Raw genomic sequence first — 22,446 nt, 5'->3', positions numbered from 1 at the left:
TTATGCACGGAGCCAATTTTTATGATTATGACAAAAAACTCATAGATTTCAGCTCTAACATTAACGTATTTAATATGAACGAAAGACTTTTCTCCTTTATCAGAGATGACTTTGACCATGTTAATGTTTATCCCGACATTAAGGCAAGAGAAGCGATAGATAATGTAGCCACTTACTTGGCTTGTGATGCGTCTAATATTATCCTGGGCAATGGGTCTATAGAGATAATTGACAAGGCGATACACAGGGCAGGTCGAGTGGTTATTTTTGACCCATCGTTCTATGAGTACGAGCTTAGAGCTAGTGTTTACAAAAAAGAATTGATTAGAATAAATTATAAGGATTTTAAAATTGATTTTGACGAATTAAACGTCTTGAAGAAGGGCGACCTACTAATCCTCACTAACCCAAATAATCCTAATGGCAGATTGCTTAAGAAGGAAGAGCTAATTAAGGCACAAGAAATTTGTAAAGAGTATGGAGCGACACTTTTACTTGACGAGGCCTTTATTGAGTTTACTCTGCATGATTATGACAGCATAAAATTATTTAAGGGTGAGGACGTGATTATTGTAAGAGCTATGACTAAAACCTTTGCTTTGCCAGGGGTGCGCTTTGGCTTTGCCTATGCGCCAAAGGATTTTAAGGACTACTACGATGAATTGAGCCTTGCTTGGTCAACAGGCTTTATACAAAATGAAGCAGCAAAACTATTAGCAGATAGTGAAGAATATTTAAGCGAAACAAAAAAATATTATCATGATGAACGAGCTAGATTAAAAAATTTATACAAAGCTTTTGATAATTTTGAGATGATAAATAGCGATGCCAATTTCTATTTACTTAAATTAAAAAAATATAGTGGCGAAGAAATGTATAAGATTATGCTAGAAAAGGGTATACTTCTAAGAAGGATGCAAGGCTACAAGAACATTGAAAATAATTATGTGCGCCTTGCAATAAGGACTCGCGAAGAGAATGATTATTTACTTGAAAAATTAAGGGAGATAGAGAAGTGAAAGGCATATGTATAGCCGCAATGAACTCAAATAGCGGCAAGACAACTATAAGTTTAGCTTTGGCAAGACTGCTTGCGAATAAAAATAATAAGGTAAAGTACCTTAAGAGTGGACCAGATTTTATCGATTCAAGGCTCGGCTCTTTTGCATCTAAAGGGGACTATGGTAATGTCGACATCTTTATGCAAAAGAGTGGCGCGACTGAAGTAGGAGCAAGTGATGCAGACTACTGCGTACTAGAAGGCGTTATGGGTTACCTTGACGGCATATATAATACGATGGAGGCATCTACTTATGCCAATGCAAAGGCTTTGGGACTTAAAACAATTTTAGTACTTACTCCAAAGGGAGAGATGTTTTCACTTATTGCAAAGCTAAAAGGTTTTATGGACTACGCTGATAATATTGTTGGCGTCATATTTAATAAAACGCACGCAAAATTATATGCTATATATAAGGAGCTAGTAGAAAAAGAACTTGGCTTGGAAGTATTTGGCAATATCGAAATGGACGAGGACTTTGTTATAGAGGACAAGGACCTTGGACTAGAACTGCCAAGCGATATCAAGGCCTTTGATGAGAAGCTCGATAGGATAGCCGCAAAATTGGAAAAGTCAATTGATTTTGAAAAACTTCTTTCATATTTCGAAGTGGCAAAGACAGAAGCAAAAAAAGATTTTCCAAAGTCAATGGCTACTGTAGCGATAGCCTATGACAAGGCATTTAATTTCTACTACAAAGAGAATATTGATTTTCTTGAAAAATATTTTACTGTGAAGTACTTTTCGGTACTAGAGGAGGAAGAAGTGCCTGAGGCTGATTTACTCTACATTGGCGGCGGCAACTTAAAAGATTATTTAGAGATAATCGAAAAATCAAAATCATTAGAAAGCATAAAGAAATATTATGAAGACGGAGGAAAAATATTTACTGAAGGAGAAGCGACATATTTCTTGGCAGAAAGCTTTAACGAGCACAAGATGCTTAGTCTAATAAAAGGTAAGGCCGTGAGCGAAAAAAGGCTTCATAACTTTGGCTACGCTTATTTAAAAGCGCTTAGAAAGAATTTTTTATTTGATCAAGACAAAATTTTTCATTCACAAGAATTTCATAAGAGCAGCCTAAGTGATAACGAATTTAATTTATTTAAGGTAGAAAAACCATATAGAGAGGACACTTGGACTAGCTCTTTTGCGGGCGATAACATCGTTGCGATTGAGCAAAACATTTCCTTTGTTCAAGATGAAGAATATTTTTATAAAAAGATAGATAGTTTAAGAGGTGAAAATGATGTATAATTACGACAACAACCCCATGAATATTGAAAACACAAGTATGGACATAATCGATAAGGAGCTTGAAGGTACTAAGTTTACTGATACAGAAAAGCTTATAGTGAAGAGAATGATTCACTCGACAGGCGATTTTGATTACAAAAACATAATTGATATAAGAAATAATTTTCTTGATGAAGCGCTTGATGCACTGAAGAATGGTGCCAAGATTTATACTGATACGAGGATGACTATGGCTGGCGTGAATGAAACTAGCTTAAAGAAGCTTAATTGCGAGATCATCAATCACATAAAGGATGACGACGTAAGGGAGCTTGCTAAAGAAAAAGGCACAACAAGAAGCTACCAAGCGATAGAGAAGACTATAGGAGAAGACATCGCCATATACTCAGTAGGAAACGCGCCAACCGCTCTATATAGAATTATAGAACTGATTAAAGAAGAAAAAATTCATCCAAAGGCAGTTATTGGTGTGCCAGTAGGCTTTGTAGGTGCGGCTGAATCAAAGGAAGCGCTTAGAGAAGTAGGCATAGCACAAATCTCGACAGTTGGCAACAAAGGCGGATCAAACGTAGCAGCATCAATAATTAACGCGCTTTTATATATTTTATACAGAAAATGAATAAATACGATATAGTTGATGGCAAAAGCCTTAGATATGGCTACACAACAGGCACATGCGCGGCTGTTGCAACACATGCAGCTCTTATAAATTTACTTGACGCACCAGTAAGTGAATACGATATTGATTTGCCTTGCAATGAAACAATAAACGTCGCTATTAACTCTAATGAAAAGGAGGGTGGCTACGCCATAAGCTCAGTTGTAAAGGATGCTGGTGACGACCCAGACCAAACCAATGGCATAGAGATCTTTTCAAAAGTTTCTTTAAGGGACGATGGCAAGGTCATTATCAAAGGCGGCGAAGGCGTTGGCATTTACACAAATGATTCAATCTTCGGCAAGAAGGGCGAGTACGCCATAAACAAGGTGCCAAGAGAGATGATTACTAAAGAGGTCGAGCTCTTAACTGACAAAGGCGCTGACGTTACTATATTTACGCCCATGGGTGTTGAAATCGGTAAGAAGACCTTCAATCCAAACATTGGTATAGAGGGCGGCATCTCAATAATCGGCTCGACTGGACTAGTTAAGCCTATGAGCGAAGATGCTCTTCTTAAAACTATAAATTTAGAGATAAAAACGCTTTATCTTGATAAAGGTTCGAGAGAAATCGTTCTTACGCCAGGTAGTCACGGACTTAAAGAGGCGAATAGCATTGGTATAAAAGAAAATGTTGTTTTAACGAGCAACTACATCGGTGACTCGCTTAAGATGGCGTATGAAATTGGTTTTAGAAAGATTACGCTCGTGGGTCACATAGGTAAATTTGCAAAGCTTTCAATCGGTGTATTTAACACGCACTCAAAGAACGCCGACACACGTATGGAGGCCTTTGTATATTACCTTGCGATGCTAAATAAGCCTTATGAAGTGATTAAGGAAGTGGATGCCTTTATTACAGCAGAAAAGTGCTACAATTACCTTTATGACGCTGGATACAAGGACGTTTTATGCGCTATGGAAGAGGGATGTGCGAAACGTGTAAAAACTTATCTAAAAGATGATTCGCTTGAAGCCAGCGTAAAAGTGTATTCGTTTGAAAAAGGAGTATTAGATTGTTAATAGTTGTTGGAGTAGGACCAGGTAAAAGTGAATATATGAGCGTTAGAGCCTATAAAGCTATAAAAAATGCTAATAAGGTCTATGCGTTTAAAAGGGTCAAGGAAGAGCTTGAAGATGAATTCAGTCATATAAATGAAATTTCTGTAAAAGACTTAAAAGATATTAAAGAAGGCGTTTTATTATTATCAGGCGACCCATCATTTTATGGCGCGGTTGATTACTTGAAGCGAGAGGGCATTGCCATTGACGAGGTGATCCCGTCTATAACAGCTTTTCAGTACTTAATGAGCAAGGTGCAAGTGAATTGGAACGAGGCAAAAACTTATTCATTACACGGCAGAGAGCTTGACGAAGGCTTCAAGACCATTGTCATGAATAATGACAAGGTAGTGGTTCTTTGTGATAAGGATAATAATCCAAAGGCTATAAAAAAATACTTGGACGAAAAAAATATTAAGAGAAAATACATCGTCGGCACAAATTTATCGCAAAGTGGCGAAATAATTAAGACTTATGATGCGGACGATGAGATTGATATAGAAAATAGTTTATCGGTGGTGATTATTATAAATGAAGTGGTTTAAGGACGAGGACTTCATCAGAGGCGAGGTGCCAATGACGAAGTTCATAAAGAGAAACGCAATAGTGAGCTTACTAGACGTGAGCGAAGACGACAAAGTTTTAGAGATAGGTACGGGCACGGGCAGCGTGACTTGTCAAATGGCCACGATTTGTAAAGAGGTCATTACTATAGAAAGAGATGACGAGGCCATAAGCGTAGCGAAGAAAAATTTTGAAAAATTTGGCCTTGATAATATTAAGCTCATCAAGGGAAAGGCGCCTGAGGGCATGGATGGAGCTGACTTTAACAAGGTTTACATCGGCGGCTCAGGAAAAAATTTAGAGAGCATTATGGATAAGCTTGATGAAAAAAATAATTTTACTGTCATCGCGAGCTTCATTATTTTTGACAATGCTTATGAGTTTAAAGATTTACTAAAAAAGAAAAATTATAAAAACATTGATACATACATGATAAATGTGTCTAAGGCGGAGAAGCTTGAGATGATGATAGCTGAAAATCCGGTGATTATTGTGAGAGGTGAAAAGAATGATTAGTTTTGTAGGCGCAGGTCCTGGGGACAGTGACTTAATTACAGTTAAGGGACTAAAATTATTAAATGCAGCGGACGTAATTATATATGCTGGCTCTTTAGTATCGAAGGATATACTATCTGGTATAAAAGAGGGAGCAAAGGTATTTGACTCAGCTAAAATGACTTTAGAAGAGGTTATAGAAGAGTTTATCAAGGCAGAGGAAGCTGGCTTAAACACTGTTAGACTACATACTGGCGACCCAAGCATATATGGCGCGATAAAGGAGCAAATAGATACGCTTGACTTACTTGGCTACAAATACGAAGTAATTCCGGGCGTTACAAGCGCAACAGCTGCTTGCGCAAGGATAGCTAAGGAATTTACTTTACCTGAAGTTAGTCAAACTCTCATCATCACTCGTATGGAGGGAAGGACTAAGGTGCCTGAGACTGAAAAGCTAGCTGAGCTTGCTAAGCACAAGACATCTATGGCAATTTATCTTTCGGCTTCACTTACAGAAAAGGTTCAAGAGGCTCTACTAGAAGGCTACGAAGATCCAAATACGCCAGTAGTCATCGCTTATAAGGCGACTTGGGCTGATGAAAAAATTATTTATACCAATATTGCAAATCTTGTTAAAGATGCTAAAGAAAACAATATTACAAAGCATGCTTTAATACTTGTTGGCAAATTTATTAACGCGCGTTACGAAAGAAGCAAGCTTTATGACCCAAGCTTCTCGACTGAGTATAGAAAAGCAAATGAATAAGATCATCATCACCTACACTGAAGCTGGCCTTGCTATAGCTAAGACTATAGCAGCTGGCTTTGATGTAGAAATTTTTTATAAGGATAAAAACGTCGACAAGGTCTTGGAGGATAGATGGTCTTCGCTTGATACAATCATATTCATAAGTGCAACGGGCATAGCGGTTCGTAAGATTGCTCCTTTAATCAAAGATAAGTACACAGACCCAGCAGTACTTGTGATTGACGACAAGGCAAAGCACGTTATATCGCTTCTTTCTGGTCACATAGGCGGGGCAAATGAACTTGCTATTGATATTGCTAAGACCATAAACGCCGAGCCAGTCATTACTACAGCCTCAGACAATAGAGGCTTAGAAGCGCTTGATATTTATTTAAGAGATAATGATTTTGCTTATAACTCAAGAGAGGCGCTTACCATAATTATGGGGGCCATAGTTAATAATAAAAAGATTTATCTAAAGTCAGATGAATTTAACTTTAAATATGATAATTTCACAAATAATAAAAGTGAAGCAGACTACGCCATAATCCAAGGTGAAGGCTATATTATAAATGACGAGGAAAATACTCTTTCCATAATAAAGAAAAAATACAATATGGGCATAGGCCTAAGACGAGGAACGGCCACTGACGTTTTGGAGAAAGCGTTTCATGAAGTACTTAAGGAGATGGACATAAATCCAAAGGCGATTAAGCGCTTTGGCTCAATCGATATAAAGAAGGACGAAGAGGCTCTTCTTGAGCTTTGCAAAAAATACGATAGAGAGCTAATTTTTTATACTGCAGATGAACTTAACGAGGTAGATGTCACAGAAAAATCAGACTTCGTCAAGAAGATCACAGGCGCTTACTCAGTTAGCGAGGCAGCGGCGAAACTGCTTGGCGGCAAAATTATTTTATCAAAAAAGATTATCGATTCAATAACATTTTCAATTACAGAGGAGATATAAAATGAATAAATTATATGTTGTGGGCATAGGACCCGGATCAAAAGAGAATATGACTTTTAAGGCGGTAGACGCGATTAAAGAAGCGGATACAATTGTTGCTTATACAAAGTATCTTGCTTATGTAGAAGACTTTATAGATGGCAAGGAGATCATCAAAACTGGCATGACAGGCGAAAAAGAAAGATGTCAGCTCGCTATCGATGAGTACAATAAGGGCAAGACTGTTGCCATCATCTCAACAGGGGACTCAGGTCTATATGGCATGGCGGGCCTTGTTTATGAAATAGATCCAAGTATAAGCATCGAGGTAGTTCCTGGTGTGAGCGCTGCTTTTTCGTCAGCGAGCGTTGTTGGCGCGCCACTAATGCATGACACAGCTCTAATTAGTTTATCGGACCTACTTACTGATTGGGATCTTATTCTTAAGAGGGTAAGGAACTGCGCCGATGCGGATATGGTCATCGCTCTATACAATCCAAAGAGCAAGAAGAGAGTGGACCACTTAAAAGAAGCACTCGATATAATTAGGGAGTATAGAGACGGCTCTACACCTATTGCCATGGTTAAAAATGCTCTAAGAGAAGGCATGGACTATAGGATAAGTACTCTTGATGATGTTGATTATGATTTTTGCGAGATGAACACAACTGTCATCATTGGCAATAGCCAAAGCTACATTAAGAATGGCAAGTTCATTACGCCTAGAGGATACAAGCTATGATACTGATCATAGGCGGCACAAGCGAAGGCGAAGAGATATACGAAAGACTTAAAGGTAAGTACGATTTATTTCTTTCGGTCGCGACTGAGAGCGGAAAAAAACTTTATGCGTCAAAGGATTTAATCATGGGCAGGATGAATAAGGATGGCTTTAAAGATTTTATTCAAAAAAACGATATCGACATGATTATAGACGCTTCACATCCATTTGCAGTTGAAGTAACTAAGAACGCTTCAGAGGCAGCTAAGGAGATGAATATAAGTTATCTTCGTTATGCGAGAAGCGTTTTGGACTACGAAGAAAAAGATAATATAGTTAGAGTGCCATCGTATGAGGCGGCTTTTAAGTATATTGACTCGCTCAAGGATAGAGAGGAGAACTTTTTATTCACAACTGGTTCGAACAGGATAAAAGATTTTGAAAAAGTAAGGGGCAAGAATAGATTTATCTATAGAGTACTACCAAGCGCTGAGAGCATAAAGGTTTGCGACGATAATCATATAGAGATGAAAAACATCGTTGCTCAGATGGGTCCATTCACCCTTGAAGAGAACATTGCTTTGATTAAGAGATACGATATAAAATATTTGGTGAGCAAAGAAAGCGGCAAGGTCGGCGGAACTGACGCTAAACTCGATGCTTGTTTACAAACAAATATTATTTGTGTTATAATTACAAGGGAAGAAGAAAATGCTTTACATAGCATTGATGAAGTAATTAATTATGTGGAGGCTAATTATGGAAGATTCTTATAGATTTTTTAATAACAAGAAATGCGCTTACATGCCATGTCATAAAGTTGATAACACTGAGGATTTCAACTGCTTGTTCTGTTACTGCCCTCTTTATCTAATGGAAGAGTGCGGAGGCAATTACAAGATGACAGCAGGCATTAAGGACTGCTCAAACTGCTTGATACCTCATAGACCAAAGGGTTATGACTACATCGTAAATAAGTTTAGAGAGTACAATCAAAAAAAGGCAGACGAATACATTAAAAATCTTGAAAAAGAAATGAACAAGGACAATGATTAAGCTTGTACTAGGCGGAGCGAGAAGCGGCAAGAGTGAGTTTGCTGAAGATATCTACAAGGGTATAGACGATGTAACTTACATAGCTACTGCTAAAGCCATTGACAAAGAATTTGCAAATAGAATTGCTCTTCACAAGGCAAGACGCAATGCTAAGTGGACTACTATAGAAGCTTATAAGGATTTTGCTAGCATAGAGATGAAGACTAAGTACTATTTTCTTGATGACGTGACAAATATGCTTACGAATATACTTTTTGATCACTTAGGAGCTAGGGATATAGATGATGAAGATGTATCTTTAGTAGAAAAGCTTGTGATAGACGAAGTGGCTACGCTATTTACAAGGGTAAAAGAGATGGATGCCGATATCGTCATAGTCTCATCAGAACTAGGCGCTGGTCTTGTGCCTGAAGCAAAACTATCGAGGCTATTTAGAGATATGCATGGCAAAGTCAATCAATACATCGCGAAGAATGCGGACGAGGTTTACTACGTCATCGCGTCGATTGGAGTGAAGATAAAGTGAAGGGACTAATACTAGCACTGCAATTCATGACGAGGGTGCCGATCAATATAGGCGTTGACTTTAATAAGAAAAATATAGGAGCAATGCTTTGCTTTTTTCCTTTTATTGGCCTGATTATAGGACTATTTACCTTTGTTCCGACAATATTCTTACGCGATAAAATATCCATGGACCTAGTGGCTCTCTTAAACATCATTTTTTATCTACTCATAACAGGCGCTTTGCACATGGACGGCCTATCTGACACGGCTGACGCATTTTTATCAAACAGAAGCAAGGACAGGATGAAGGCCATAATGAAGGATTCTACAGTTGGTACCTTTGGTGTAATTAGCATAGTCATTATACTTGCGGCAAAATTTTTTGCTTTTAAAGATATTGCAGTTCAAGGTTTTAAATGGGACTACATATTTATATATATTTACTCAAAGACCATTGCGATGAATGCGTTTATCTACTTTAGGAGCGCGGACAGCAGCACTTTGTTCAAGACATTTAAGGAGAGCAGAAATACGTATCTTATCAACTTCATGAACTTAGTTGTGATATGCGCAAGCATCATATTTGATTATCAAGTCTTAGTGTATTTACTTATCGAAGCAACAGTATTTGTGCTTTTGTATTTAATTTCACTTAAGAAGATAGATGGCGCGACAGGAGATACTATAGGCGCATCAGTAGAATTAGCAGAAACAATAAGTTTATTTGTAAAATAGGGGGCAAAATGAAATTTTATTTAATAAGGCATGGGGAGTCTGAAGACAATTTAAATATGATAACGTCAAGCGTCGATACGAAGCTATCGGCTAATGGCAAGGCTCAAGTAAAGACTTTAAGAGACGAGTACGCTGACATTAGTGACAAAAAAGTCATTGTATCAAACTTACTTAGAGCGCAAGAGACGGCTGAGCTACTTGGCGTTAAGTCATATGAAGTAGATGAGAGAGTTAGGGAGATAGATTTAGGCGACTTTCAAGGACATTCTTTCGAAGAGCTCGAAAGAATATATCCAGAAGAGACAAAGAAGCGCTTTGAAGAGCCATTCACATTTAAATTCCCTGGCGGCGAATCATTTACTGATTTAAGGGAGCGCACGAAAGAGTTTTACGAGGAAAAGGTCGAACTTGGTGAGGACATAGTTGTCATCTCACACGAAGGCTTTATCAGAACTATGCTTTCGATAGCGGTTGACAAAGTAGAAGCTTATTACAATTTTAAGATAGAAAACGCTAGGATATGTGAAATTGAAGTTATAGATGGCTTTCCTATCATCAATAAAATAAATTTTGGAGTATAAAATGGATATACAATCAAATCTATTAGAAAAGAAAAAACCTTGGGGACTTAATCAAACACAGCTTAAGTTTATCGCAATACTGTCAATGCTTGTTGACCACTTAGTTTACGGCATATTTGAAGTAGGCTTGTATCAAAATATAATTAGCGCATCAAACATCACCATTGGCGGCTCTTACGTAACAAGCGCGATGATGGAAAAATTAGAGTTTTTTGGCAGGATAGTCATCGGCAGGATTGCCTTTCCATTATTCTGTTTCTTTATAGTACAGGGCTTTATGCATACAAGAAACAGAATGAAGTACGCGCTAAGACTACTCATCTTTGCATTTATATCAGAAGTGCCATTTGACCTAGTGAGTTCAAACACAGTCTTTGATCCAAACTATCAAAACGTATTCTATACTTTATTTTTAGGCTTGGCAGCACTTATCATCATAGAAAAGTTTGCCAATCAGCCGCTAATAAGAATAATTGGCACTATCGCTTGTATATTCGCAGCGAAGTACTTAAGGACTGACTATGACATGTTTGGCGTTATGCTAATTATACTTATGTACTTTGTGAGATTTAATAAGTTCCAAAACTTAATGGTCGGCATGTCAACACGCTACTTCTATGGCTTTTACTATCAAATGACAGCCTTCGCACTAATGTACTTATACAACGGAGAAAGGGGGAAGGGTCTTAAATACTTCTTCTATGCATTCTATCCAGTTCACTTACTATTGATTTACTTCTTGAGAATGTATATAGCAAGTAACCCTATAGCAATATTTTAATGAGAAAGACGATACTTATAATTCTAGCAGCCATGCTAATTTCTTTAGTTTCACCTAAGTTAATGGCAGAGGATGCTAGCAAAACTATAAACATAAAAGCAGCAAAATTTGAAGATAATAAAATCGAGATCGAAGTCGATAGCACTGAGCCTTATCTAAGTTTAGAGCTTGACTACAAGAAAGACAAAGGCAAATGGCTTAGCGAAGACTTTGACAATCTCATCACTCTAAATTATAACGAAAAAACTCGCAAGTACGAGCACAAATTTAAAGATGATATAAAGTTTTCAGAAAGCTTTGAGATTAGGCTTAGACCTATAGTAAACGCGGTTAAGGGAGATTTTTCAAATGTGATTGTATTCAAGCACACGCTTAACGCAAAGAACTATGATGCATGGGCGGTTGACTTCATACACAAGGCAGATAGTCTTGGACTAGTAACTGAGTCCATGAGAGAGGACATGAAGGCGGCTACTAGCAGACTAGAATTTGTTGAGGCGCTAATCAAGGCCATAGAGTATAAGAAGACCATCAAAGACTATGAGAATGAAGTAGTGAGCGATACGTCGTCCATTGCCGTGAAGAAGGCATATAAATTAAAGCTACTGACATACAACGAGGCGAAAACATTTGGTCCAGACAGAAAGATTACGAGGGAAGAAGTAGCCGTGATTTTGGATAAGCTTACGAACGTGATTAAGTTTGAGGATAAGTTTGAGAATAAACTTACTTATAATGACGCGAGCGAATGGGCTCTTGCTTCAATCGATAGCGTTGTTAAGAAGGGTCTGCTTCTTGGCGATAACAAGCAAAGATTTAATCCAAAGAAGAACATGACTAGACAAGAAGTACTAGTAACAGTACTTAGATTAATTTAACTATATAGCGACTGCTGAGCAATGGCTCGGCAGTTTTTTATAGCAGCTATAGCTTATATCACGTGTTGACAATTGCAATCATCAAGTGTATAATATTTATTGATATCAATTTATGGAGGTTATTATGAAAAAGATACTAATTGCACTACTACTAGCACTTTCACTATTAAGCGTGGCTTGCTCAGCACCTGCTAACAAAGATGCTGAAAAGAAAACTGAAACTGCTAGCACAGAAAAAACTGAAGAAAAAGATACGGCTGACGATAAGAAAGCTGAAGAAGAAACACCAGAAGAAAGTGGCGATATGAAGGATAAAGTTAATATCAAGTACTTTGATGACTTTAAAGATGGCGAGCTACTTGCTATAGCAAACATCACTAATAACAACGATAAAGAAGATTTATTCGCTGCATACAATGTAAAAGAACTACTTCTTAGTGAAAATGACGATGCAAAAGAATATTTAATCATACCTAAGGAAGACAAGACTGATTTAATAATCAAGGAAAAGGACTCTGAGGGAGATGGCGAATCATTTACATTAGGTAAGAAGTTTGGACTTAAGCTAGCTATATCAGATGCGGATCTTGAAAAATTTGTTTTCACTATTAAGAATGGTGACAATACTAAGGACTTCAGCATGAAGCTTAAAGAAGACGGCAGCCTAGACTTAGATAAAGAAATAATGGAGGTTGTATTTAAATAATGAAAGATAAAACCAAGGGTATATTATGTATGATAGCTTCTGCATTAGCATTTTCACTAATGCAGATAGCTGTTAAACTTACATCAGAAGGTGTAAGCATATTTTTACAAGTTGTTTTTAGAAATTTCTTATTGTCAATATTTAGCATTGTAATGCTTAAAAAACATGGAGAAAGTCTAGTTCCTGTAAAAGAACATAGAGTTGCTCTATTTTTTAGAGGCTTTTTAGGTTTATTCGGTGCAGTTATGTATTTTTATGCGACAAAGAATTTGCCAACAGCAAATGCAGCTATTTTACAAAAGAGTTCACCTTTCTTTGTAATGATATTTGCGGCGATATTCTTAAATGAAAAATTAACAAGATTTCATATCATGTCTCTAGTCGTTGCTTTTATTGGAGCCTACTTAGTAACAAATCCATCGGGTAATTACAATCTAATTCCAGCACTATCAGGCATATTCTCAGCAATTTTCGCAGCAGGAGCATATACTATAATAGGCTCGCTTGGAAAAACTGAGAACCCATATAGAATTATGCTTGCTTTTGGTGCAGTTACATGTGCTTGCTTAATTGTACCACTAGTACTAACATATAAGAACCCACTTCCAATTGATTGGTTATGGTTAGTTCTAATAGGCGTGTTTGGAGGCTTAGGTCAATATTTATTAACAATTGCATATCTATATGCACCAGCGGGCGAGGTAAGTATATATAACTACACATCAGTTATTTTCTCAGCGATACTTGGCTTTATAATTTTTAGAGACAAGATTGAACCTATAGAATATATAGGCATAGTTTTAATTTTAATGTCAGCGCTAATACTATTCTTATATAATCAAAAAAACCTAGGACGTTTTGAAATTAAAAAAAAGTAAAGAATTTTTAAAAAAACTATTGACAAAGAGACGTAATAGATGTATAATTAACGAGTGCTTGATGAGATTAGGCACTTACTAAGACCTAAATAAAAGAAATTAAAGAAAAGTTAAGAAAATTTTAAAAAAGTCTTGACAAGCTTTCTTTTATTTGTTATAATGGCAAAGTAGTTGTTAAGAGAGCTAACTACTTTGGCCGAAGATAGTAAGTGATCTTAATTCCAGAGATATGGTGGGTATAGCCTAGTTGGTTAGGGCGCCAGATTGTGGCTCTGGAGGTCATGAGTTCGAATCTCATTATCCACCCCATAATTTTTTTAAAAATTTGGTCCATTAGCTCAGCCGGCCAGAGCACCTGACTTTTAATCAGGGTGTCCCGCGTTCGAGTCGCGGATGGATCACCAATATGCGGGAGTGGCGGAATTGGCAGACGCGCTAGACTTAGGATCTAGTGTCAACGACGTGGGGGTTCAAGTCCTCTTTCCCGCACCAAAAGAAGTGTTCGCACTTCTTTTTTTTATACATAAATTCTTTTACTAATCCATTGAAATAATCATCGCAAAACCATTACTATAAACAAGGCTATTAACATAAAGATGATTAATAACTATTTGCATCTATAGCTCAGTGGATAGAGCGGCCGACTCCGGATCGGCAGGCCAAAGGTTCGACTCCTTTTAGATGCGCCAAAAAATTCTTGACAAAGCAAAGTCTTTGTGATAGTATATAATAAATTAATATTTAAAGATAATGAGAGGAAGAGTAGTATACTTAAGCTTATCAAGAGAGGGAATGCTGGCTGTGATTTTCCTATAAGCACTTATATGAAGACTAACCTTGAATCGGATCCGAAAGGAATCACGGAGTGGAGCACGTTATAGCTCTAGAAAGAAGTAATTAGGGTGGAACCACGGTCTCATCGTCCCTTGAGGGATGGTGGGCTTTTTTTATTTCACCATGAAGATATTATAGGAGGTAAAAATGTCAAAGATTATTGTAACACTACCTGATGGCTCAAGTAGAGAGTATGAAAAAGGAATAAAGCTTTATGATGTGTGTAAGGACATATCAGAAGTATTATTAAGAGATGTTTTAGGAGCAGTTGTCAATGGTACAACTATGGGTCTACAAGAGATACTTGAAGAAGATAGTAAAGTAAAATTCGTTAAGTTTGAAGACAAGGAAGGCAAGGCTATATTCTGGCATACATCAGCCCATCTTATGGCTTACGCAATACAAAGATTATATAAGGACGTTAAGTTCGCTATAGGTCCATCAATTGATGATGGTTTCTACTATGACTTCGATACAGAACATAGATTTGTTCCTGAAGATTTTGAAAAGATAGAAAAAGAAATGTCTAGCATAGTTAAAGAAGGCGGCGTTCTTGAAAGATATGAAATGCCTAGAAATGAAGCGATTGAGCACTTCAAGAAACTTGGCGAAAAATATAAGGTTGAATTAATCGAAGACCTTCCAGAGGATGCTCACATATCATTTTATAAATTAGGTGACTTCGTTGACCTATGCAAAGGACCTCACCTTTATGACATCTCAAAGATTAAAGCTTTTAAACTACTTTCAATTGCAGGCGCTTATTGGAGAGGCGACGAGCACAATGAAATGCTTCAAAGAATTTATGCTGTATCCTTCCCTAAGAAGAAGATGCTTGATGAGCATTTAGCAAGACTTGAAGAAGCAAAGCTTAGAGACCACAGAAAGATTGGCAAAGAGATGGATCTATTCAGCATGCATGACGAAGGACCAGGATTCCCATTCTTCCATCCAAACGGAATGGTTGTTAGAAACGAGCTTTTATCATGGTGGAGAGACGTTTTAGCTAAGAATGGTTATGGCGAAATTTTAACACCTATCATCTTAAATGAAGACCTATGGCACAGAAGCGGTCACTGGGATCACTATAAAGAAAATATGTATTTTACTAAGATAGATGATCAAGATTATGCAATCAAGCCAATGAACTGCCCAGGCTCAACTATAGTTTACGCAAACAGCCAACACTCATACAAAGAGCTTCCAATAAGACTTTCTGAGTTTGGTCAAGTACACAGACACGAACTTTCTGGTACATTACATGGACTATTCAGAGTAAGAACATTTACTCAAGACGATGCTCACGTATATTGCTTGCCATCACAAGTTGAAGACGAAGTATTTAAGATGATAGACCTAGCTGACTACTTATACAGCACTTTCGATTTTAAATACACAGTTGAGCTATCAACAAGACCAGATGACTTCATGGGCGAGATAGAAACTTGGGATATAGCTGAAGCGGCGCTTAAGTCAGCACTTGAAAAGAGAGGCATTGAATACACTATCAACGAAGGTGACGGCGCTTTCTATGGACCAAAGATTGACTTCCACTTAGAGGACGCTATCGGCAGAACTTGGCAATGCGGAACTATACAACTAGATTTCCAAATGCCAATTAACTTCGATTTAACATATATCGATGAAAACGGCGAAAAGAAGAGACCAGTTATGCTTCACAGAGCTTTATTTGGCTCATTAGAAAGATTCTTAGGAGCGCTTATCGAAAAATTTATCGGCAAGTTCCCACTATGGCTTGCGCCAGTTCAAGTGAAGATATTATCAATATCAGAAAAGTTCAATGACTACGCAAAATCAGTTTACGACGAGCTAAAAGCAAATGGATATAGAGCCGTTCTTGACGACAGAAATGAAAAGATTGGCAAGAAGATAAGAGAAGCACAAGTAGAAAAAGTTGAGTACATGCTAATAATAGGTGAAGAAGAAGCAAGTACAAAGACAGTTACTATTAGACATAGGGATCTGGGCGACCAAGGGAAAGTGTCACTAGAAGACTTTATGGCTAGAATCAGAAAAGAAATTGATAATAAAGAAATAATTAAGAAAGAAGAAAAATAACATACTACTAAAGTATGAAAATTAAGAAAAAATAGAATAATTTATTTAAGAATCAAGGGAATTTTTATAAAACCCTTGATTTTTTTTCTGATTTAGTATAAAATAACTATTACCTAAGGGAGGTAATGCAAATGAAGAATTCAAATCACAGATCATGCGTCTTGCTAGTTTCTTTATTCCTAATATCACTGATCGGATTTAAAGACTACGGCGTTATGGTTAAACCTTTCGTTAGCAAAGACAATGTAAAATTTGACGATAAAGAAATTGTTAACATAATAAATGAAGATAAAGACTCATATACAGTTAGTAAAAGCGGCAAGGCTGTTAAGCTTGCGAAGGATGCACTTATTGTGACACAAAAAGATACTAATAAGTATAGAGTAGTTTCATTCACAGGCATATCAGCTTCACAAGGCGTAGCTCCTTTTGATTACTTAATGCCTGGAGAAATTGTCGAGCTTCTACATACTGGTACAGATGGATCTATATTTTCAGATTCAAAGATGAGAGTTGGTTTTGTAGAAATTAAAGACTTGGAAAATATTAAAGAAACGACTACTACAGAAGCATACTCAAAGGTAAACAAGACACTTAAGTCTGGAGATAAAACACTTGCACTAAAGAAGAATGATAAGGTTAATATACTTAGCTATGATGGTAAGACATACACATTAAGTGATGGCACTAACACATTCCTAGCACATAAGAATGACATTTCCTTAAGTGAAATAAAAGAAGAAGCAGAAAGCGTAGATAGATCAGCTTACGCTGGACGCAAAGATGTTATGGGCCTTGTAGAATTTGCCAAAGCGCAAATAGGCAAGCCATACGTATACGCAACAGCTGGTCCAGACAGCTTTGACTGTTCGGGCTTAGTTTACTATTGCTATAAGAACGTTTTAAACATAAATGTTTCAAGATCATCATCAGCACTTGTTTCATGTGGAGTGCCTGTTGAAAAAGAAAACCTATTACCAGGCGATATACTTTTATTCAACACTTACGGCAAAGGCATATCACACGCAGGTCTATATATAGGCGACGGTAAGATGGTTCACGCATCAAGCGGAAAGATGATGAGCGTTGTAATATCCGATATTAATTTTGGATACTACTTAGATAAGTTTGTTGCAGCAAGAAGAGTAATTAAATAGTTTATATTGAGCTCCTATTTTGGAGCTCTTTTTCATGTCAATGACGCAATGTCTTTGCAAGTATTTCATTTAAAAGGCCTAGATTTAATCTAGGCCTTTTCTCTTTTATAAAATACTTTATTTGTCACAGTGATCACATCTTAAACTATCATGATTATAACTTGTATTTCGCACCTCACTAGGAAGTTTTCCCTTATATCTTTTGTAATAAATTGAAAATTTGCTTGCAGATGTGTATCCAACAGATTCTGCTATCTCTTTTATAGGCAGCCCTGTGTTTAGTAGAAGTGTTTCAGCCACATTCATTCTTTTTCTCTGAGTATACTCTGTAATACTTTGACCATATTTCTCTTTGAATAGATTTTTTAGTTTAGTTCCACTCATTTTAGATATTTTTTCAAGAGTACCTTGATTTACATTCGTTGCGAAATGATCTTCTAAAAATCTAGCGACATCTTCAAGCGCTTTATCATCATCAATTTCAATTTTATACTTTTTTCTATTTAGGTAGGTATCTATTACAATGCTTACCCATTCATTTGCTTTAGCTTTAAAGAAAAAATCAGCGGCGGGGGCATCCATCTTACAATTTAATATTTCCATCGCTACTTTTTCTAAGGATTTTGTAAGAATTATTTGATTCGGTTGAAGTAAAGCTGAATAAAATAATTCTGGATTAATGTTAATAGATGCTAGATGTTTTTCTATTAGCTCTTTTTTAAAACCAATGGAAACAGCAAGATAACAACAATTCTCATGCAATAAAAAAACAAAATCATCTCGTATATTATCAAAATCAAAAGTACATAATGAGTTTGCTGTAAGTGTTTGATATGGATTAAATTTTTCTCCATTTGCGCTAACTATGTAGCTTGTGTAAATTGATATATAGTCTGCCATGCTATAGGTACTATTTTGAATTACTTCTTCTTTAATATAAAAATCATGTATATCGATAATGAAGCCTTCTCCTTCATAAAACCAATACAGGCCTTCTGCATAAGTTAAGTTATCTTTATTCCAACAAAAAGTGTGGCCTGCACTTGAGTACTTCTTATTGTTTTTACATTCATCCACTTTCATATAATCTTTTACAAAATCATAATATCTCATAATACACCTATCCTTTTTAGACAATATTCCTAATAGACTTAGTTAGCCGCGGCTATTGCATTACTAATTATACCTGATGTATAATAAAAAAGCAAGGATAATATTTGCTAGCAAAGAAAATTTTATCTAAAAGGAATATCAAAGAAGGGAGATAATATTATGAAGATTTACAAAAAACTATTTGCTTATGTACAGGATAAAAAATATCTTGGGGCTTTGGCTATAGTTTTTTCTGCTATATCTGCTGTGCTTACGGTATATGGATTTTATTTAATCTACAAATTTCTGGATAATTTAATAATTAATTCAGATTTATCTGGTGCAGAGAGCATAGCGTTAAAATCTGTCATCACACTAACAAGTGGGGCAATATTTTATTTTGTTTCAGGAACGTTTTCACACATCTTGGGATTTAGGCTTGAAACAAATTTAAGAAAAAGAGGGATAGACGGCTTAGAGAAAGCAAGTTTTAGGTTCTTTGACTTAAATCCATCTGGTCAAATAAGAAAGATCATAGATGACAACGCCGCGCAAACTCATGCAGTTGTAGCTCACATGATACCCGATAGCTCTCAGGCAATAGTTACACCTATACTAGTACTAGCACTCGGCTTTATAGTAAGTATAAGAGTTGGTATCACTTTACTTGCTCTTACAATAATCGGAGGCTTAATTTTGGGGGCAATGATGGGCGAGCAAAAATTTATGCAGATATACCAAGAAGCCTTATCTAAACTAAGCGCTGAAACTGTTGAATACGTAAGAGGAATGCAAGTTGTAAAGATATTTAGAGCAAATGTTGAGTCATTTAAAAGTTTTTATAAGGCTATAAAAGATTACTCAAAATACGCTTATGATTATTCACTATCTTGTAAAAAGCCGTATGTTTGGTATCAGTGGTTATTTTTTGGACTGATTGCAATTTTAATTATTCCTATAGTTTATTTTATGACTAGCTTAGGCAGCGCCAAGGTGATTTTACTTGAGCTAATCATGATTTTATTTTTATCAGGAGTTCTCTTTGTTTCATTTATGAGGATGATGTGGTACGCTATGTATATTTCTCAAGGCAATTATGCAGTAGATACTTTAGAGGCACTTTACAATGATATGCAAAAAGACAAATTAGTGCATGGCAATGTCAATAATTTTAAAAACTATAATATTGAATTTGACAATGTAAGCTTTGCTTATAACGATAAAGCCGTCATTGAAAATTTATCCTTTAAATTAGAAGAAGGAAAGTCCTATGCATTAGTCGGTTCATCTGGATCAGGTAAATCAACAGTAGCAAAACTTATATCAGGCTTTTACAATGTTAATAAAGGATTGATAAAGATAGGCGGCATAGCAATAAGTGAATACTCTGACGAAGCCTTAATTAAAGCCATTTCCTTTGTTTTTCAAGATTCAAAATTATTCAAGAAAAGTATTTATGATAACGTCGCTTTGGCTAATAAAGAAGCGACGAGAGATGACGTTATGAAAGCTTTAAAATTAGCAGGATGCGATTTGATACTAGACAAATTCCCAGAAAGAGAAAATACTATCATAGGTTCAAAAGGAGTTTATTTATCTGGTGGAGAAAAACAGAGAATTGCAATTGCTAGAGCAATTTTAAAGGATTCCAAAATTATTATTATGGATGAAGCATCGGCGTCTATTGACCCAGATAACGAGTTTGAATTGCAAAAAGCTTTTAAAAATCTGATGAAGGATAAAACAGTTATCATGATTGCACACAGACTATCTACAATTAAAGACCTTGATGAAGTTATTGTAATGGATAGTGGAAAAATTATAGAAAGAGGTTCTGACAAAGAATTAATGTCAAGTGATACAAAATATAAGAGATTGCAAGAAATGTTTAACAGTGCGAATGAATGGAGGGTTTCAAATGAAGGAGTTTTATAAAAAAAGATTTGCTCTTACAGATAAAGGAGCGAGAAATTTAAGTAAAGCAACACTGGCTTCATTTTTCGTTTATTGTATAAACATGCTTCCTGCTATATTACTAATGATTTTTGCACAAGAAGTTTTGGAAAATATTGGTGAAAGCAAGGGCTTTTATATAGTATTCTCAGTTTTGACCTTGATAGCAATGTATATTTTGCTTTCTATCGAATACGATAAATTATATAGCACAACATATCAAGAAAGTGCAGACTTAAGAATTAGAACAGCGGAAAATTTATCAAAACTACCTCTATCATACTTTTCTAAACATGATATTTCAGACCTAGCGCAAACAATCATGGCTGACATTGAAGGAATAGAGCATGCAATGAGCCACTCAATACCAAAAGTCGGCGGCATGGTACTTTTCTTCCCACTAATATCCATCATGATGCTAGTGAGCAATGTCAAGATGGGTTTAGCTGTAATTATACCAACGGTTCTAAGCTTTATATTTATACCGCTATCTAAAAAACATTCAGTTAAGGGAGAGAAAGAATATTATAAGGTCTTAAGAGAAAACTCAGAAAGCTTTCAAGAAAATATTGAGATGCAAATGGAGATCAAAGCCTATGGCTTATCAGAGGAAATGAAAGATAAGCTATATGAAAAAATGGATAAAAGTGAAAAAGTACACTTAAAAGCAGAAATTGCAAACATCTTAATAATGTCCATATCTTCAATATTTAGCTTTATTTCCCTTGCTGTTGTAATATTCGTTGGCGTAAATCTAATTATTAATAAAGAAATAAGCTCTCTCTACCTTGTAGGTTATTTACTAGCGGCTATGAAGATAAAGGATGCTCTTGATGCATCTAAAAAGGGCATGATGGAGATATTTTATTTATCGCCTAAAATTGAAAGATTAAAAGAAATTCAAAATCAAGAATTACAAGAGGGCGAAGACTATAATTTAAAAAAATTTGATATTGATCTAAAAGATGTTGAATTTGCTTATAACAAAGACGCAAAAGTTTTAAATGGAGTAAGCTTTAAAGCTAAGCAGGGAGAGGTCACTGCCTTAGTAGGCGCAAGCGGCTGCGGTAAAACAACCATCTTGAAACTTATATCAAGACTTTATGATTACGACGAGGGACAAATCTTAATCGATGGCAAAGATATAAAAGAAATATCAACAGAATCACTTTTTGACAAGGTATCAATAGTTTTCCAAGATGTGGTTCTCTTTAATCAAAGCGTCATGGAAAATATTAGGCTTGGAAAGCAAGAAGCAAGCGACGAAGAAGTTAAAAGAGCAGCAAAACTTGCGAATTGCACAGATTTTATAGAAAAAATGGATAAGGGTTTCGATACAGTTATCGGTGAGAACGGAGCTGAGCTATCAGGGGGAGAAAGACAAAGGCTATCAATAGCCAGAGCCTTCTTAAAAGATGCACCTATACTAATATTAGATGAGATAGCAGCAAGTCTTGATGTTGACAACGAGAAAAAAATTCAAGAGTCTTTAAATAATTTAATTAAAGATAAAACTGTTGTCATCATTTCACACAGAATGAAATCCGTAGAAAATGCGGATAAGATAGTAGTTCTTGAAAACGGAAGAGTAGAGAGTGAAGGCAAACATGATGAGCTTTTACAAAAATCAAAAGTTTACAAGAATTTAATAGAAAAAACAAAAATGGCAGAAGAATTTATTTATTGAGGC

Annotated in this window: 23 protein-coding genes and 4 tRNA genes; 26 read left to right on the top strand and 1 reads right to left on the bottom strand. The window is 36.1% G+C overall.

Going from position 1 to position 22,446, the window contains the following annotated elements:
• Positions 1-2 precede the first annotated feature (2 nt).
• From AC1EJ0_RS03135 to AC1EJ0_RS03020, 24 genes are all read left to right on the top strand, one after another.
• Positions 3-1,019 carry a pyridoxal phosphate-dependent aminotransferase gene (locus AC1EJ0_RS03135; RefSeq protein ID WP_480023148.1) on the top strand — a complete coding sequence of 339 codons (1,017 nt, stop codon included), beginning with the start codon at positions 3-5 and terminating at the stop codon, positions 1,017-1,019.
• Positions 1,016-2,317, top strand: coding sequence for a cobyrinic acid a,c-diamide synthase CobB (locus AC1EJ0_RS03130; RefSeq protein WP_480023149.1), 1,302 nt, complete (start codon positions 1,016-1,018; stop codon positions 2,315-2,317). Before AC1EJ0_RS03135 ends, AC1EJ0_RS03130 begins: the two co-directional genes overlap by 4 nt.
• Entirely contained in the window at positions 2,307-2,936 is a 630-nt protein-coding gene (locus tag AC1EJ0_RS03125; RefSeq protein ID WP_019214611.1) for a precorrin-8X methylmutase, read from the top strand. Before AC1EJ0_RS03130 ends, AC1EJ0_RS03125 begins: the two co-directional genes overlap by 11 nt.
• On the top strand, positions 2,933-4,000 hold the full coding sequence (gene cbiD / locus AC1EJ0_RS03120; protein ID WP_480023150.1) for a cobalt-precorrin-5B (C(1))-methyltransferase CbiD: 1,068 nt from the start codon (positions 2,933-2,935) through the stop codon (positions 3,998-4,000). Before AC1EJ0_RS03125 ends, cbiD begins: the two co-directional genes overlap by 4 nt.
• The gene (gene cbiE / locus AC1EJ0_RS03115; protein ID WP_480023151.1) at positions 3,994-4,584 is read left to right on the top strand and encodes a precorrin-6y C5,15-methyltransferase (decarboxylating) subunit CbiE; all 591 of its coding nucleotides are present in this window, start codon (positions 3,994-3,996) and stop codon (positions 4,582-4,584) included. Before cbiD ends, cbiE begins: the two co-directional genes overlap by 7 nt.
• Positions 4,571-5,119, top strand: coding sequence for a bifunctional cobalt-precorrin-7 (C(5))-methyltransferase/cobalt-precorrin-6B (C(15))-methyltransferase (locus AC1EJ0_RS03110; protein WP_480023152.1), 549 nt, complete (start codon positions 4,571-4,573; stop codon positions 5,117-5,119). Before cbiE ends, AC1EJ0_RS03110 begins: the two co-directional genes overlap by 14 nt.
• Entirely contained in the window at positions 5,112-5,867 is a 756-nt protein-coding gene (gene cobM, locus AC1EJ0_RS03105) for a precorrin-4 C(11)-methyltransferase (protein WP_480023153.1), read from the top strand. The genes AC1EJ0_RS03110 and cobM overlap by 8 nt, the downstream gene beginning before the upstream one ends.
• A complete protein-coding gene (locus tag AC1EJ0_RS03100; RefSeq protein WP_480023154.1) occupies positions 5,860-6,819 on the top strand; it encodes a cobalt-precorrin 5A hydrolase in 960 nt (319 codons plus the stop codon). Before cobM ends, AC1EJ0_RS03100 begins: the two co-directional genes overlap by 8 nt.
• 1 nt (position 6,820) lies before the next feature.
• Positions 6,821-7,540 carry a precorrin-3B C(17)-methyltransferase gene (cobJ, locus tag AC1EJ0_RS03095; protein WP_480023155.1) on the top strand — a complete coding sequence of 240 codons (720 nt, stop codon included), beginning with the start codon at positions 6,821-6,823 and terminating at the stop codon, positions 7,538-7,540.
• Positions 7,537-8,295, top strand: a complete 759-nt coding sequence (gene cobK / locus AC1EJ0_RS03090) for a precorrin-6A reductase (protein ID WP_480023156.1) — start codon at positions 7,537-7,539, stop codon at positions 8,293-8,295. Before cobJ ends, cobK begins: the two co-directional genes overlap by 4 nt.
• A complete protein-coding gene (locus tag AC1EJ0_RS03085) occupies positions 8,279-8,575 on the top strand; it encodes a cysteine-rich small domain-containing protein (protein WP_294795847.1) in 297 nt (98 codons plus the stop codon). Before cobK ends, AC1EJ0_RS03085 begins: the two co-directional genes overlap by 17 nt.
• Entirely contained in the window at positions 8,568-9,101 is a 534-nt protein-coding gene (gene cobU / locus AC1EJ0_RS03080; protein WP_480023157.1) for a bifunctional adenosylcobinamide kinase/adenosylcobinamide-phosphate guanylyltransferase, read from the top strand. The genes AC1EJ0_RS03085 and cobU overlap by 8 nt, the downstream gene beginning before the upstream one ends.
• On the top strand, positions 9,098-9,817 hold the full coding sequence (gene cobS, locus AC1EJ0_RS03075) for an adenosylcobinamide-GDP ribazoletransferase (protein WP_480023158.1): 720 nt from the start codon (positions 9,098-9,100) through the stop codon (positions 9,815-9,817). Before cobU ends, cobS begins: the two co-directional genes overlap by 4 nt.
• 8 nt (positions 9,818-9,825) lie before the next feature.
• Positions 9,826-10,398: a histidine phosphatase family protein gene (locus tag AC1EJ0_RS03070; protein WP_480023159.1), complete on the top strand. Its 573-nt coding sequence runs from the start codon at positions 9,826-9,828 to the stop codon at positions 10,396-10,398.
• 1 nt (position 10,399) lies between these two features.
• Positions 10,400-11,179 carry a TraX family protein gene (locus AC1EJ0_RS03065; protein WP_480023160.1) on the top strand — a complete coding sequence of 260 codons (780 nt, stop codon included), beginning with the start codon at positions 10,400-10,402 and terminating at the stop codon, positions 11,177-11,179.
• Complete coding sequence (locus AC1EJ0_RS03060) at positions 11,179-12,057, top strand: S-layer homology domain-containing protein (RefSeq protein WP_480023161.1); 879 nt, start codon at positions 11,179-11,181, stop codon at positions 12,055-12,057. Before AC1EJ0_RS03065 ends, AC1EJ0_RS03060 begins: the two co-directional genes overlap by 1 nt.
• A gap of 124 nt (positions 12,058-12,181) precedes the next feature.
• Entirely contained in the window at positions 12,182-12,763 is a 582-nt protein-coding gene (locus AC1EJ0_RS03055) for a hypothetical protein (RefSeq protein ID WP_480023162.1), read from the top strand.
• A complete protein-coding gene (locus tag AC1EJ0_RS03050; protein ID WP_480023163.1) occupies positions 12,763-13,641 on the top strand; it encodes a DMT family transporter in 879 nt (292 codons plus the stop codon). Before AC1EJ0_RS03055 ends, AC1EJ0_RS03050 begins: the two co-directional genes overlap by 1 nt.
• A gap of 232 nt (positions 13,642-13,873) precedes the next feature.
• Positions 13,874-13,950: transfer RNA gene (locus AC1EJ0_RS03045), tRNA-His, on the top strand.
• An 18-nt stretch (positions 13,951-13,968) separates the two neighbouring features.
• Positions 13,969-14,045: transfer RNA gene (locus AC1EJ0_RS03040), tRNA-Lys, on the top strand.
• Between the two features lie 4 nt (positions 14,046-14,049).
• Positions 14,050-14,133: transfer RNA gene (locus tag AC1EJ0_RS03035), tRNA-Leu, on the top strand.
• A 121-nt stretch (positions 14,134-14,254) separates the two neighbouring features.
• A tRNA-Arg gene (locus tag AC1EJ0_RS03030) sits at positions 14,255-14,330 on the top strand.
• Between the two features lie 292 nt (positions 14,331-14,622).
• Positions 14,623-16,554 (top strand): threonine--tRNA ligase, encoded by a 1,932-nt coding sequence (gene thrS, locus AC1EJ0_RS03025; RefSeq protein ID WP_480023164.1) that lies wholly within the window; start codon positions 14,623-14,625, stop codon positions 16,552-16,554.
• A gap of 131 nt (positions 16,555-16,685) precedes the next feature.
• A complete protein-coding gene (locus AC1EJ0_RS03020; protein ID WP_480023165.1) occupies positions 16,686-17,711 on the top strand; it encodes a C40 family peptidase in 1,026 nt (341 codons plus the stop codon).
• 117 nt (positions 17,712-17,828) lie between these two features.
• On the opposite strand, the gene AC1EJ0_RS03015 is transcribed toward AC1EJ0_RS03020, so the two are convergent.
• Positions 17,829-18,824, bottom strand: a complete 996-nt coding sequence (locus tag AC1EJ0_RS03015; protein ID WP_480023974.1) for a helix-turn-helix domain-containing protein — start codon at positions 18,822-18,824, stop codon at positions 17,829-17,831.
• Between the two features lie 159 nt (positions 18,825-18,983).
• Between AC1EJ0_RS03015 and AC1EJ0_RS03010 the strand changes: the two genes are divergently transcribed.
• Both AC1EJ0_RS03010 and AC1EJ0_RS03005 read left to right on the top strand, forming a co-directional pair.
• On the top strand, positions 18,984-20,738 hold the full coding sequence (locus AC1EJ0_RS03010; RefSeq protein WP_480023167.1) for an ABC transporter ATP-binding protein: 1,755 nt from the start codon (positions 18,984-18,986) through the stop codon (positions 20,736-20,738).
• Positions 20,722-22,443, top strand: a complete 1,722-nt coding sequence (locus tag AC1EJ0_RS03005) for an ABC transporter ATP-binding protein (RefSeq protein ID WP_480023168.1) — start codon at positions 20,722-20,724, stop codon at positions 22,441-22,443. Before AC1EJ0_RS03010 ends, AC1EJ0_RS03005 begins: the two co-directional genes overlap by 17 nt.
• Positions 22,444-22,446 lie beyond the last annotated feature (3 nt).

This window comes from Fenollaria sp. C0166D3, assembly GCF_056590255.1.
This window is presented reverse-complemented; position numbering and strand designations above follow the sequence as displayed.